The 13,313-nt window shown below is 70.4% G+C and carries 13 protein-coding genes and 1 tRNA gene; 5 read left to right on the plus strand and 9 right to left on the minus strand.

The features are described from left to right. The first annotated feature begins 81 nt into the window (after nucleotides 1-81). A complete protein-coding gene (locus tag QNJ30_16225) occupies nucleotides 82-1,086 on the plus strand; it encodes an arginase family protein (protein MDJ0945016.1) in 1,005 nt (334 codons plus the stop codon). Here the strand turns inward: QNJ30_16225 and QNJ30_16230 are convergent, their stop codons facing one another. From QNJ30_16230 to QNJ30_16240, 3 genes are all read right to left on the minus strand, one after another. Further along, a complete protein-coding gene (locus QNJ30_16230) occupies nucleotides 1,087-1,983 on the minus strand; it encodes a DMT family transporter (GenBank protein ID MDJ0945017.1) in 897 nt (298 codons plus the stop codon). It abuts the gene before it with no gap. Nucleotides 1,984-2,322: 339 nt separating this feature from the next. Then, nucleotides 2,323-2,399: transfer RNA gene (locus QNJ30_16235), tRNA-Arg, on the minus strand. A 79-nt stretch (nucleotides 2,400-2,478) separates the two neighbouring features. Next, nucleotides 2,479-2,910 carry a hypothetical protein gene (locus tag QNJ30_16240; protein ID MDJ0945018.1) on the minus strand — a complete coding sequence of 144 codons (432 nt, stop codon included), beginning with the start codon at nucleotides 2,908-2,910 and terminating at the stop codon, nucleotides 2,479-2,481. A 279-nt stretch (nucleotides 2,911-3,189) separates the two neighbouring features. Here QNJ30_16240 and QNJ30_16245 point away from each other — a divergent pair, with 279 nt between their 5' ends. Continuing rightward, nucleotides 3,190-4,233, plus strand: a complete 1,044-nt coding sequence (locus QNJ30_16245; protein MDJ0945019.1) for an ATP-grasp fold amidoligase family protein — start codon at nucleotides 3,190-3,192, stop codon at nucleotides 4,231-4,233. Nucleotides 4,234-4,393: 160 nt separating this feature from the next. After that, nucleotides 4,394-6,292: a lysyl oxidase family protein gene (locus tag QNJ30_16250; protein MDJ0945020.1), complete on the plus strand. Its 1,899-nt coding sequence runs from the start codon at nucleotides 4,394-4,396 to the stop codon at nucleotides 6,290-6,292. 63 nt (nucleotides 6,293-6,355) lie between these two features. On the opposite strand, the gene clpS is transcribed toward QNJ30_16250, so the two are convergent. The 4 genes from clpS to pip all read right to left on the minus strand — a co-directional run bounded on the left by clpS (nucleotide 6,356) and on the right by pip (nucleotide 8,965). After that, a complete protein-coding gene (gene clpS, locus QNJ30_16255; GenBank protein ID MDJ0945021.1) occupies nucleotides 6,356-6,661 on the minus strand; it encodes an ATP-dependent Clp protease adapter ClpS in 306 nt (101 codons plus the stop codon). A 111-nt stretch (nucleotides 6,662-6,772) separates the two neighbouring features. Next, complete coding sequence (locus QNJ30_16260) at nucleotides 6,773-7,276, minus strand: hypothetical protein (protein ID MDJ0945022.1); 504 nt, start codon at nucleotides 7,274-7,276, stop codon at nucleotides 6,773-6,775. Between the two features lie 158 nt (nucleotides 7,277-7,434). Further along, nucleotides 7,435-7,986, minus strand: coding sequence for a glutathione peroxidase (locus QNJ30_16265; protein ID MDJ0945023.1), 552 nt, complete (start codon nucleotides 7,984-7,986; stop codon nucleotides 7,435-7,437). A 16-nt stretch (nucleotides 7,987-8,002) separates the two neighbouring features. Continuing rightward, nucleotides 8,003-8,965: a prolyl aminopeptidase gene (pip, locus tag QNJ30_16270; protein ID MDJ0945024.1), complete on the minus strand. Its 963-nt coding sequence runs from the start codon at nucleotides 8,963-8,965 to the stop codon at nucleotides 8,003-8,005. Nucleotides 8,966-9,059: 94 nt separating this feature from the next. On the opposite strand from pip, the gene QNJ30_16275 reads away from it, so the two are divergent. Further along, entirely contained in the window at nucleotides 9,060-9,854 is a 795-nt protein-coding gene (locus QNJ30_16275) for a thermonuclease family protein (protein MDJ0945025.1), read from the plus strand. A 114-nt stretch (nucleotides 9,855-9,968) separates the two neighbouring features. Further along, nucleotides 9,969-11,438: a M48 family metalloprotease gene (locus QNJ30_16280; protein MDJ0945026.1), complete on the plus strand. Its 1,470-nt coding sequence runs from the start codon at nucleotides 9,969-9,971 to the stop codon at nucleotides 11,436-11,438. Nucleotides 11,439-11,550: 112 nt separating this feature from the next. Here the strand turns inward: QNJ30_16280 and QNJ30_16285 are convergent, their stop codons facing one another. Beyond that, on the minus strand, nucleotides 11,551-12,357 hold the full coding sequence (locus tag QNJ30_16285; protein MDJ0945027.1) for a hypothetical protein: 807 nt from the start codon (nucleotides 12,355-12,357) through the stop codon (nucleotides 11,551-11,553). A gap of 212 nt (nucleotides 12,358-12,569) precedes the next feature. Then, nucleotides 12,570-13,175 (minus strand): hypothetical protein, encoded by a 606-nt coding sequence (locus QNJ30_16290; protein ID MDJ0945028.1) that lies wholly within the window; start codon nucleotides 13,173-13,175, stop codon nucleotides 12,570-12,572. Nucleotides 13,176-13,313: the final 138 nt, after the last annotated feature.

Below are 13,313 nucleotides of genomic sequence, written 5' to 3' on the forward strand. Positions count from 1 at the left end.
CCGGCCGTGCCCGATTGATTCCCGGGCGGAGTCCCGCCTAGCCTTCCTGCGACGGTCTCCAAGTCGGTCAGGGAGGTGACGATGTCCGAGGATCGCGATCTGCTCGCCCAGAAGGTCATGGTGGAGGGGCTCTACTGGTGGGGGGTGCCGACCCTCTTCCGCTGCCCTCATGTCGAGGACCCGGCGGCCTGCGACATCGCCCTGGTTGGCGTGCCGCACAGCACCGGCAACGGCACCACGGAGCGCGACCAGCACCTGGGGCCGCGGGCGGTGCGCGACGTCTCGGCCCTGGGCCGGCGGGTCCACATGAAGTACCGGCTGGACCCCTGGGCGGCCTGCCGGATCCACGACCTGGGCGACGTGCCCCTGCCCGAGGGCAACGACAACGAGAAGTCGGTCGAACGCATGGTCGAGTTCTACCGGCGGATCGACGCCGCCGGCGCGCGGCCGGTCTCCATCGGCGGCGACCATTCGATCACCGGCGGCATCCTGCAGGCCATCGCTGGCCCGGGCGCCAGGCTGACCGGGGGCGAGAAGGCGGTGCTGCTGCACTTCGACGCCCACACCGACGCCTATCACAACCTCGACCACTTCCTCGGCGCGGTGAAGTCGGCGGCGCACTGGGCCAGCTACCTGGTGCGCGACGGCCACGTCGACGCCACCCGCAGCGTCCAGATCGGCATCCGCGGCAACGTCCGCACCCTCGACTGGCTCGAGCCCAGCCACGAGCTGGGCTACGAGGTCATCACCATGGAGCGCTACCGCGCGCTGGGCCCAGCGCGCTGCAAGGAGATCATCGACCAACGGATCGGCGACGCCCCGCTCTACGTCACCTTCGACCTCGACTGCCTGGACCCGACGGTCGCCCCCGGCGTCGCCAACCTGGAGGCCGGGGTCGAGGGCTTCCGGATCGACGAGGTCATGGAGCTGCTGCAGTCGGTGCGCGGCAAGAACGTGATCGGCGGCGACGTGGCCTGCCTGATGCCGACCAAGGACCATCCGAACAAGATCACGGCGCACGTCGCGACCGCGGTGCTCTTCGAGATCGTCAGCCTGATCGCCGACCGCTTCCGGGCCGGGGCGTGATCAGGCGGCGCGGCCGCGCCGCGCCTCGCGGTGGATGATGTAGAGGCCGCAGGCGACCAGCAGGCCGACACCCGGCCAGATCCCGGCGTCGGGCAGCTCCCGCCAGATCAGCCAGCCGAGGATCAGGCCCCAGATCAATACGGTGTAGTCGAAGGGCGCGACCGCCGCCGCCGGCGCGTGGCGATAGGCCTGGACCATGAACAGCATGCCCAGGCTGCCGGCCACCCCCAGCCCGACGAAGAGCAGCCAGTCGCGCGGCGTCGGCAAGGTCCAGCCGAAGGGCAGCAGGGCCGCCGTGGCGAGCGCGCCGATGACCGCGGTCCAGAACAGGATCGCCGCCGAGGTCTCCGCGCGCGACAGCCGGCGCGACAGGATCATCACCAGGGCGTAGGCGAAGGCGGCGCCCAGGGGCAGCAGGGCCGCCGGCTGGAAGGCCGCGCTGCCGGGTCGCAGGATCGCCATCACCGCGACGAAGCCGACCAGGATCGCGGCCCAGCGCCGCAGCCCGACCGTCTCGCCCAGCAGCGGCACCGAGAGGGCGGCGATGAAGACCGGCCCGGCGAAGGTGATGGCGAAGGCCTCGGCGAGGGGCATGAACTGCAGCCCGGTGAAGAACATGAATCCGGCGGCCAGGCCGCAGGCCGCCCGGATGCCGTGCAGCCGGAAGCGGGCCGTGTGCAGGGTCGCGATCCCGCCGTCGCGCCAGACCAGGGCGGCGATGAGAAAGAGGCCGAAGAAGTTCCGGAAGAACATGATCTGGATGACGCTGTAGCCCTCGCCCAGCAGCTTGGCGAGCGCGTCGAGCCCGGACACGCAGAACATGCCCAGGCAGGCGTAGGCGATCCCCAGGGGGATCCGCTCCTCCGTCGCCGCCTGGACCGTGGCTTCGGTCGCCATGCCGCTTCGTCCCTCTCGCCTTCCCCGCCGCCCGGCGCCCGAGCCGGCAGCAAGCCCGCCGCGTCCGCCCGCGACCCATGGAACCGGCCTCGGTCGGACGCCTTGCCGTCGACGCCGAGTGCGTCGCTGCCAAATCGGGCGCCCCCGGGCACGCTTCGCGACCGCGGTGCGCGCGCCGGCGCACTTCGGCGCCCTGTATCCGGGCTTCGGGGGCTGCCCGCGAGGCTACTGTGAAGGCCCTCGGGGCGCAAGGACGCGGCGCCGGCCGGAGCGCGACGTAGAGCTTGCGCCCGTCTTCTTACTTGGCTGAGCCTTGAGGCTGTGGCGCCGAGACTGGATTGGCGACCCCGGCAGGATTCGAACCTGCGACCTACAGATTAGGAATCTGCCGCTCTATCCAGCTGAGCTACGGGGCCGCGTCGAGCGGGAAGCTACTGTGAAGGGCGCGCGGGCGCAAGCTCCGGCCCCGCCCGGCGCGCCCGGCCGGGGGTTCCGCTAGGTGTCGACGACCACCATCATCGGCGTCCAGCCCTTGAAGAGGACGTTGAAGTAGTAGCGCGACGGCGGTTCGGTCTCGTAGGAAAGGTCCCAGTCCGCCGCCTCTTCGGGCCGTTCAGGGATCGACAGCCCGTCGAGGCGGAACTCCTGCTCCCCGTCGAGGCCGTAGTCCCGAGCGGCCGATTCGAGCCTTTTGCGGATATCGGGCCAGAGGCCGTCGTAGCGCGCCTCGACCTCGTCGAAGAAGGCGCGCTGCCGCTCCGTCGGGCCGCTCGCTTCGCCGAAGATGACCACCTCCACCTCCCGGTCGAGCGGCGCAAAGCGCAGCTTGCCCTCCCACATCCGGGCGTCGCGCAGATAGCACAGGGGCCCGAAGCGGGGATCCTCGATCCGGATCGGCCGGAACAGGTCCTTCCAGAACTCGAACATGCCTGCCTCCGCCGGCAGCATCGCGGCGAGGCAGAGGCTGTAGCACGGTGGCCGCAGCGGCGAAAGGCCGGCCGCCCACCGGCGACGGGCGGAGCGCCCCTCAGCCAAAAGGCGCCCTACCTGGGCGCGAGTCTTCAACGGCTTGGGAACGTGGGGCGAAAAAAAATGCCCCACGGCTCTGTCTACGCCCGCCGCAAGCTCGGCGATCAGCCGGCGACCTTGCCGAGGCCGCCGCCGTCGCCGAGAATGGGCGCTTTCCGCGGGGGGGCGGAAGCGCGGATGCCGGGCCTGAACCGGGCGCGCCTGAGGCGCGTTCCACGGATCCTGCGGTCGCCGCGGCTGCAGGCCTTCGTCCTGCGGGCCCTGGCGTCCGATCTGCTGGCCCTGGCCCTGCCCCCCAGGAAACGCGGTGCGCTGCGCTACCGCTGGCGCTACGGCAACGACCGCAGGCTGGTGGAGATCAACCACCTGCTGCGCACGGGCGCGCCGGTCAACCTCGAGGCGCCGCGGACCTACTGCGACAAGATGAGCCACCTCAAGCTCTTCCACGACAACCCCCTGATGGCCTTCTGCACCGACAAGGTCTCCGTGCGCCGCTACGTCGCCTGGAAGGGCCTGGCCGAGACCCTCGTGCCGCTCCTCGCCGCCTACGAGCGGGCGGCGGACTTCCGGGCCGACGACCTGCCGGCGCGCTTCGTGGCCAAGGCGAGCCACGGGTCGGGCTGGGTCCTCTTCTGCCGCGACCGGCAGAGCTTCGATGTGGCGGCGGCCCGGCGCCGCTTCGCCCGCTGGCTGGCCGAGGACTATTCCCTGCGCCGGGGCGAGACCAACTACCGCGGCATCCCGCCGCGGATCGTCGTGGAGCCCTTGATCGAGCACCTGGAGTCCTTCATCGAATACAAGTTCTTCTGCTTCCACGGGGCGCCGAAGTTCGTCTCGGTCATCTCCTCGCGGATCAGGGGCGAACCGGTGCGCGGGATCTACGAGATGGACTGGCGCAAGGCGGACTACGGTTCCGAGGGCCTGAAGCTGGATCCGGCGACCCTGCCGGCGCCGCCGGAGTTCGCCCGGCTGAAGGCCATGGCGGAAAAGCTCGCGGAGGACTTCCTCCACGTCCGCGTCGACTTCATCGTCGCCGACGGCGATATCTACTTCTCCGAGCTGACCTTCTACAACCTCGGCGGCTTCGTGCCGCTGGTCCCCGAGGCCATGAACGAGGTGGTCGGCGGCTACATGGACCTCGCCCGGGCGCCGGTCTATGCGGCGCGCGGCCGCGACGTCCTGAAGGCGCTGGCGGCCGCCGGCGCCGGCCCCACCGGATAGGGCGGACGACCCGCGGGCAGGGTGGCATTCGCCACTGCGGGGCGCCGCCGCCTTCGGGTAGCCTGGAAGGGCTTCATTTCCGGAAGAGGAGGTCGTCTCGCCTCGTAGGCCCGCGAAACCCCGGTGCGGCGGCGTGCGCAGGCGACCCGAAGGTGGCGTCATGACGAACAGGCTTGGACTCACCGCCGCGGTCTTCGCGCTGACCAGCTGTCTCGGCGTCGAGGCGCTGTCGGCGGACCAGGGCGCGCTCGTCGAGACGACGACCCGGGGGACGGTCGGCGTCCTGCTCGACGAGATTCCCCTGCCGATGCGCGACCGCGTGGCGAAGAGGATCGCGGCCAAGCCGCCGGCGTTCTGGGCGCAACGGGCGGCGGCGCAGCTGCGGCTGACGTCCTACCGGCTCGTCTACCGGGAGTTCTACCACGACGAGGGCCAGAAACAGCTCCCCTTGCCGCCCGAGCAGGTCTGGCAGATCGTGCCGCTCGGCGCGCCGCAACGGGACAAGGACTACGGCGGCCATGACGTGGTCAAGGTCGACTACGCCTTCAGCAGCACGCTGCTGACCGACGTCGATTCGCCGGGCGTCTCGGAGAAACGGCTGCAGGAAGTCGGCGGGTCCCACGTGGAGCCCTTCATCCTCCCGCTCGATCCCGAGATGCTGCTCCAGCGGACCGGCGTCGCCTGCATGGACGAGGACAGCTTCCCCTTCAACAGCCTGGACAGCGAAGAGGTCGATTCCTTCTACGACCGCGACTGCGAGGTCGAGGACGAGCTCGGCAACGAGGGGCAGTGCCACTACACGCGACAGGCCACCCAATCCTGCGTGAAGGCGATCGAGGCGCAGGTCGGGCGGGTCGACCTCGAGATGACCTACCGGCGGCTGGCCTGGGACAAGGCCCATGCCGACAGGGTGCGCGTGGGGCCGGTGACCGGCGAGCAGCCGGACCTCAAGGTCTACCAGCCCGACTTCCGCCCGAGCCGGATCACCTACCGCTACATCCACGCCGACGGCTGCGAGGTCGACGAGCAGTGTGTCGGCGGCACCGGCTGGCGGCGCCTCCTGCAGTTCGCGACCTCCGACGAGAACGTCGGCGAGAAGCCGCTTTCGATCGGCAGCGTCGACTACTTCGTCAGCGGCGAGGGTGCGGAACTCGACGAGCACAACCTCTTCGAGCACAGCGCCTGCCACAACCACTTCCACTTCCAGTACTACGGGACCTTCCGCTGGGAGGGCGACCAGAGCTTCACGAGGAAGCACGGCTTCTGCCTGCAGAGCACGGCGCGGGTCGCCAACCGCGAGACCAGTCCGCTGCACAACGACTTCGCGGGCTGCGACCGGCAGGGCGTCGCCGCCGGCTGGGTCGACCAGTACAAGGCCGGCCTCCCCTGCCAGTGGCTCGACATCACGGATCTGGCGCCGGGACCCGGCCTGCGCGGCTTCCAGTCCAATCCCCAAGGCTATCTCTGCGAGGGCACCTTCGTGGACGCGAAGGGGCAGCCGATCTCGGACGGCGAACCCGTGGTCTGGGCGGACACCGGACGGACCGCCGCGAACGGCGAGGCCGTGGAGGCCCCGCTCTGCGCGCTCGCCCCGGACTGGAACGCCAACAACACCTTCGAGGTGGAGGAGACCATACCGCCGCACGGCCAGGGCCTGATCACCACTGACTGTTCCCGCGGCCAGATCGGCGGGCTCCGGAACTGCGGCTTCCGTCTGGAGCAGGCACGCAATACCTGCGAGCCGGGGGCTTCGGTCACCTTGTTCTGCAGCGTCGCCCCCCAGGCCGAGCCGCAGGTGGTGCGCGTCTGCGAGTACAGCCACGCCCTGGGCACGGCCATACCCTGCCGCTACGAGGACACCTGGGTCCCGCTCTCGCCGGGCGTCAGCGACCAGCCCTATACGCTCGCGACCGCCGTGGTCACGAGCGCGCCGACCGAGGTCAGCTTCACCTGCCCCGCCGCGCGCAGGGCCGGGACCGAAGAGCCGGGCGGCGCCTATTCGCTCTATGCCGGTGCCGTGTTCCCGGACGACGGCCACCAGGGTGTCACCTGCCAATAGGATCGCCTCGCCTCGCCCGCCGAGCATCACCGGGCCGGCCAATACGTCCGGCGCCGCTGCGCCCTACTGCTCCGGCTCGGTGGTGAAGAGGAGGGGATAGCCGGCGGCGCGCCCCGCCTGGGTGCCCTGGTCGGCCTTGGTCTCCGCGACCTCCCTGGTGAAGACGGCGACCACGCAGGCGCCGCGCTGGTGGGCGGTCATCATCACCACGTAGGCCCTGTCTTCGCCCATGCCGAAGACCGCCTTCAGGACCTTCACCACGAACTCCCGCGGCGTGTAGTCGTCGTTGACCAGCACGACCTTGTGTAGGCGCGGCCGCTCGGCCTTCGGCCGGGCCTTTCCGCGGGGCTTGGTAGCGGTGTCCTCCATCGGCGCCTGCGCCTCCCCGGCGCGCCCTCGACCGTCGAAGCATCCTCCCGAGACCTCTGACGCCGCCGGAGGTCGGTCGCCCGAGGTGCCGGGCGCTTTCCCGGCCAGGCCCTAGTTGGCCTTGCCGCCTTTGCGCTTCAGGCAGGCGCGCAGGGCCGCGGCGGTGGGCTCGCTGACGTAGTAGACGCCGTCGACGATAGTGATGCGGTCGTCGTCCCACTTGGTGGCGTCGAAGTCCCAGGCGATGAGCTGGGCCTTGCGCTCCGGGTCCTCGATCAGGCGGCGCAGCCGCCGGGTCACCACGCGCTGGAAGGCGGTGGTCGCGCGCAGGTCGGTCTCGCCGGTCAGGGCCAGGATCTCCTTCATCCGAACCCGGCCGTTCTTGCGGGCGAAGAGCGCCAAGCGTCGGCGGTGGTCCTCGGAGAGCCCGTGGACCAGGCGCTGGGCCTGCTCGACCGAAAGGTCGAGGGGCCGCCGCCAGTCCAGCTTGGCCGGCTTGCTGCGCCGCCGGTTGCGGCCGTAGACGCCGCCGTCGCCGGCGAAGCGCTCCAGGAGCTCGCGCTGGACCGCCGGTGACAGCTGCTTGAAGTCGCTTTCGTCGATCTGGATCTTCATCTCGTCCCCTGTCGTCGCTGGGGGCCCAGGCGTCCCGGGGTTTCGGGACGGCGGGCTTCGGGCGGCGTGTTGCCGCCGGACACGCCAGGGTTACCAGCCGTCAGTATGCGCGGAGGGCGCCCGCCGCTGTCAAGCGGGCAGCGCCTGGGCCGGGGCCTTCAAGCCTCGGCCTCCTCGAGGGCTGCTTCCACGGCCCGGCGCAGCCGCTCGGCGCTCGGCGTGGTCCAGGAGTAGAACCAGGCGGCCAGGCGGCCGTCCGGCGCAATGAGGTACTTGTGGAAGTTCCACTTGGGCGCCGCCAGGCCGCCGGCCTCGGCGCGGGCCCAGCGGTAGAAGGGATGGGCCTCGGGGCCGCGCACCGCGGTCTTGGCGGTAAGGGGGAAGTCGACGCCGAAGTCCTCGCTGCAGAAGGCCCGGATCTCGGCCTCCGTGCCCGGCTCCTGTCCGCCGAAGTCGTTGGAGGGCACGCCGAGCACGACCAGGCCGCGGTCGCGGTAGGCCTCCCAGAGTGCCTGCAGGCCGCGGTACTGCCCGGTGAAGCCGCAGCGCGACGCGGTGTTGACCACAAGCACCGCCTTGCCGGCGTAGCGGGCGAGCGGCAGGGGCTTGCCGTCGATCGAGGTGAAGCCGAAAGCATGCGCGCCGCCGTCCTCCGACTGCGCGTCCTGCGTCTCCTCCGTCGCCTCCTCGGCGATGATCGGCGTGTCCATGATCCCGCTTTCCCGACTAGAGAGTCTTGTACTTTTCCGTGGCCGCGACAAGGGCCCTGCGGATTCCCGGCTCCATGGCCGAATGCCCGGCGTCGGGGACCACGACGTAGTCCGCCTCGGGCCAGGCCCGGTGCAGGTCCTCGGCGGTGGCGATCGGGCAGACCACGTCGTAGCGACCCTGGATGATCACCGCGGGGATCCGGCGGATCCGCTCGATGTTGTCGAGCAGCGCGTTCTCGGGCAGGAAGATCCGGTTGACGAAGTAGTGCGCCTCGATCCGCGCCAGGCCCAGGGCCAGGCGGTCCTCGCCGAAGGCGGCGACGGTCTCGGGGCTGGGCAGCAGGGTCGAGCAGGCGCCCTCGTAGGTGCTCCAGGCCCGGGCCGCCGGCAGGTGGACCGCCGGGTCCGGGTCCATCAGGCGGCGGTGGTAGGCGGCCAGGAGGTCGCCGCGCTCGGCCTCGGGCAGGAACTCGGCGAAGCGGCGCCAGTGCTCGGGGAAGAAGGTCCCCATGCCGCGGATGAACCAGTCGATTTCCTGCGGCCGGCAGAGGAAGATGCCGCGCAGGATCAGGGCCTTGATTCGCTCCGGATGGGCCTGGGCGTACGCCAGGGCCAGGGTGCTGCCCCAGGAGCCGCCGAAGACCAGCCAGCCCTCGATCCCCAGGCGTTCGCGGAGCCGCTCCAGGTCGGCGATCAGGTCCGGGGTGGTGTTGTCCCGGACCTCGCCCAGAGGGGTCGAGCGCCCGGCGCCGCGCTGGTCGTATACCACGATGCGGTAGTGCGCCGGGTCGAAGAAGCGGCGGTGGTCCGGGGCCGCGCCGGCGCCCGGCCCGCCGTGCAGGAAGACCACGGCCGGCCCGCTCGGATTGCCCAGGACCTCCCAGTACATGGCGTGGCCGCTGGTCAGCTCCAGCCGGCCGGTCTCGCTCGGCTCGATCGGCGGGTAGAGATCGCTGCGCAGGGTGGTGGTTCCGAACATTTCGACTTTCGCGACCCGGGAAAACGCGGCGACACTATAACCAAAGCGCGCGGCCGTGCACGCCTTCTTTAGAACCCTTCAAGGAACCGGCCCTTTGTCCCCGTCCCTGCGCCCTCTCGCCCTGATTTCCTTGTGTTTCCTGGTCCTGCTGGCCGGGTCCGCGGCGGCCGCGCCGGAGGCCCTCAGGCCCGAGTCCTGGCATGAGGTCACCGCGGTCGTCGACGGCGACACCCTGGTCCTGGAGGGCGGCCGCGAGGTGCGCCTGGTCGGCCTGCAGGCGCCCAAGCTGCCGCTCGGCCGGCGCGGCTTCCGGGCCTGGCCCCTGGCCGATGAGGCCAAGGCGGCGCTGGAGGAGATCGCGCTCGGCCGAAGGCTGGGCCTCGCCTTCACCGGCCGGCGCGAGGACCGTCACGGTCGCTGGCTCGCCCACCTCGAGCGCGCGGACGGGCTCTGGGTCCAGGGCATGCTCCTGGACCGCGGCCTGGCTCGGGTCTACAGCTTCGCCGACAACCGCGCCCTGGTCGCCGAGATGCTGGCCCGGGAGCGCGCCGCGCGGGCCGCCGGCCTGGGGATCTGGGCCCATCCCTTCTACGCCCTGCGGTCGGCCGGGTCGGCCGCCGCCGACGTCGGCAGCTTCCAGCTGGTCGAGGGCCGGGTGGTCGAGGCGGCCAAGGTCCGGGGCCGGGTCTACCTGAACTTCGGGGCCGACTGGAAGACCGACTTCACGATCTCGATCGCGCCTGCGGCCTGGAAGCTCTTCGCGGCCGAGGGCATCGCGCCGGAAGACTACCGCGGACGGCGCCTGAGGGTGCGCGGCTGGCTCAAGGCGCTGAACGGCCCGATGATCGCCGCCACCCATCCCGAGCAGATCGAGGTCCTCGCTGAGTAGGCCCTCTCTATCCGCGGGTCGCCAGGGGCGGATGTCACGGTTAAAATGCGGCGCGGCGGCGGGGAGGCGTCTATATCCTGGGCACGTAGAAGGGAAAGAGGGGCAGCGAAGACGATGCTTCGAGGCATAGGGAAGCTTTTTCTTTTCGGCACGGCGGTCCTGGTGCTGCCGCTGCTGGCCGCCTGCGAAACGGCGCCGGCGACCGGACGGCAAATCTTCACCGCCGGCATGGGGCCCGAGGACGAGCAGCGGCTCGGACTCCAGGAGCACCCCAAGATCCTGCAGGAGTTCGGCGGCGACTACCGGGAGGACCCCGAGCTCACGGCCTACGTCACCAGCATCGGCAACCTGCTGGCCAAGACTTCGGAGCTGCCCAACCTCCAGTTTACCTTCACCGTCCTGGACACCCCGATCGTCAATGCCTTCGCGCTGCCCGGGGGTTACATCTACATCACCCGCGGCCTGCTGGCCCTGGCCGAGAACGAGGCCGAGGTCGCCGGCGTTCTGGCGCACGAGATCGGGCATGTGACCGCGCGCCACTCCGCAGAGCGCTACGGCAACACCGTGGCCGCGGGGGTCGCGACCACCCTGCTGAGCGTGCTGGTCGGCGGCCCGGCGGCGCAGGCCGCCGGCGGGGCCGCGGGGCTGGCCCTGCAGAGCTACTCCCGGGACCAGGAGTTCGAGGCCGACATGCTCGGGGTCCGCTACCTCTCGCGGGCCGGCTACGACCCCGGTGGCATGTCGAGCTTCCTCGAGAAGCTTCAGGCGCACAGCCGGCTGGAGGCGGAGCTGCGCGGCAAGCCCGGGGAGGCCGACAAGTTCGACATCATGCAGACCCACCCGCGCACCGCGGACCGGATCCAGAAGGCGGCCCAGGCGGCCGGCGCCAAGCCGGTCGCCAATCCCATCGTCGGGCGCGACATCTATCTCTCGAAGATCGACGGCCTCCTCTACGGCGACAACCCGTCGCAGGGGATCATCCGCAACAACAGCTTCAGCCATCCCGACCTGCGCCTGGCCTTCGAGGTGCCCGAGAGCTTCCGCATGATCAACAGCGCGGCCGCGGTGCTGGCCCTCGGGCCGCAGGACTCCCGGATCATCTTCGACGGGGATACGAACGAGAGACTGCTGACCCCGGCCCGCTATATGCGCGAGGTCTGGGCGGCCAACGCCAAGATCTCCAGGGTCGAGGAGCTGGAGATCAACGGCATGCCGGCCGCGACCTCGACCTCACAGGTGAACTCCCGCAGCGGGCGGCTCGACGTCCGCCTGGTCGCGATCGGCTACAACAGGGACACGATCTACCGCTTCCTCTTCGCGACGCCGCCCAGGGCGACCCAGAGCCTCTCGGTCGACCTGCGGCGCACGACCTACAGCTTCCGCAAGCTCAGCGCCGAAGAGGCGGCGGATATCAAGCCCAATCGCCTGCGCATCCATACCGTCAAGCGCGGCGACTCGGTCTCGGCCCTGGCCGCGCGGACGCCCTTCGACGACCTGCCCGAGAAGCGCTTCCTGACCCTGAACGGCCTGGCGCCCGGGGCCGGACTCAAGGCCGGAGAGAAGGTCAAGCTGGTCGTTCAATAGCGCCGGTTCGGCGCCGGGCGACCGCGAAGCTCGCTCGGCCCGCGCGGACCTCTTCCAGCAGGCGGTCGACCTCGACGCGCAGGGTCGAGGACTGCTCGGCCGGCGCCTCCGGTCAGGCCTCGAGCAAGTCGTCGACCTCGCCGTCCGGCCGCAGGCAGGCCGCCATCAGCGGTCCGCCGAAGCCCGAGCCGCCGTCCAGGGTGGCGCTGTGATCCGACAGCTTAAGCCCGGGGTGCTGGCGGTCGAACCCGCGCACCACCCGGCGGAAGCCATAGTAGGGCTCGCTCATCTCGGCGAAGCCCTGGTTGCTCCACCAGAAGCTGTCCTTCTGCGCCTCCAGCGGCCGGCTGGGATCGAGGCCGGCGTTGACGAAGAGCAGGCTGCGGTCGTCGGTGAAGGCGGCGCGGCGCAGGCTGGTCAGGACCTCGAAGTGGCCCGGGCTGGCCTTCATCGCCTGGCGCAGCCTGCCGGTCCAGCGCGTCAGGTGGACCGCGCCGCTGGCCGCCGCGCGCAGGCCTTCCTCGGCATCGCCGCCGTAGGCCTCAAGGGTCGAGGCCAGGCCCTGGTCCAGCATCCAGGTCAGGACTCCGCGAGGATCGGCGGCGAACTGGAGCTGCAGCAGCTTCTGCCACATCTCTTCCTGGCGGCCGCGCAGGATGGCGATGTCGCAGGCGAAGAGCCCCGGCTGCGCCATGACCGCGGTCCGGAACGCCAGGAGGGCGTCGATCGCCTCACGGACCGCCGGCCCCCGGCCCATGATGTTGCCCAGGTAGACCAGCCGGTCGCCCGGCTGGAAGCGTTCCCGGATCGCCGCCTGCAGCCGTTTCAGGCGCTCCGCCTCGCCATGCACCGAAGCGATCGCCCAGACCCGCGAGGCGCGCCGCAGGACGGCGAACTTCTGGCTCTTGAAGCTGGACACAGGACCCCGTCGTGGCTCGCCGTTCTCCCAGCGCCCGCCGGGCGCGCTCCGGTCTTGCGCCGCGGGCGCAAGCTCTCCCCCGCGGGCCGAGGATGTCCCGCCGCTGGGTGAAATACAAGCCGCGTCTGGGGTAGGCCCAAGGCCGCGTGCGGGTGGGTCAGGCGGGGCTCAACGGGGGGTTGAGCGGGGGGCTGTACGGGCCGCACGGCGGCTCAGAAGAAGAGGTCGTGCGAAAGCCAGTCCCAGGCCATGCTCATGACCTCGACCAGCGAGCCGGAGTTCTCGTCGATCTTGCTGTTCGCCCAGTCGAGCAGGCGCTCCTGGACCAGCAGAGCCGGGATCAGCAGCAGCCAGAGCCAGCGCTTGTCGATGTTGTCGTAGCTCCACTTGATGTGGTGGAACTTGACGTAGACGGTCAGATAGAAGGCCAGGCCAGCCATGGCTCCGGGGATCGCCACCCTCAGCACCAGGAGCCGCAGGTCCTGAAGGTGCAGGGCGGGAAACTCCCCCGACTTCATCGAGGCGAAGACGACGATCCAGAGCATGGCGCTCGCCGCGCCGGCCAGCACATAGCCCAGGGTCGTCTCCCAGGCCAGGCGCCGATAGGCGATGAAGATCGGCAGCCCGAAAATCAGGATTGCCGGGATCGTGAAGAACAGGAACAGCAGGGCGAACTTGCCGATGTCGGCGATGCCGAGCAGGAAACCCTGGTCGGGGATGCTCTTGCTGGCCTCGATCAGGCCGTACATGGTGCCGGGCAGCAGGGCCGCCACCAGGAACCCGAAGAACAGGCGTGACCTGTCGATCAGACGCGGCAATCGGAGCTTCCTGGGCATAATCGCCTTGTTCGTCGGTGACTTCGCTTGGGGTTTTGCTTGGGACCTTGGCACCTGGATCGTATTCCGCGTCGGTAGCTGAACTGTTAATTACTTAACCCATTTCTGTCGCCGCCGGGC

The organism is Kiloniellales bacterium, from assembly GCA_030066685.1.
Taxonomy (GTDB): domain Bacteria; phylum Pseudomonadota; class Alphaproteobacteria; order Kiloniellales; family JAKSBE01; genus JAKSBE01.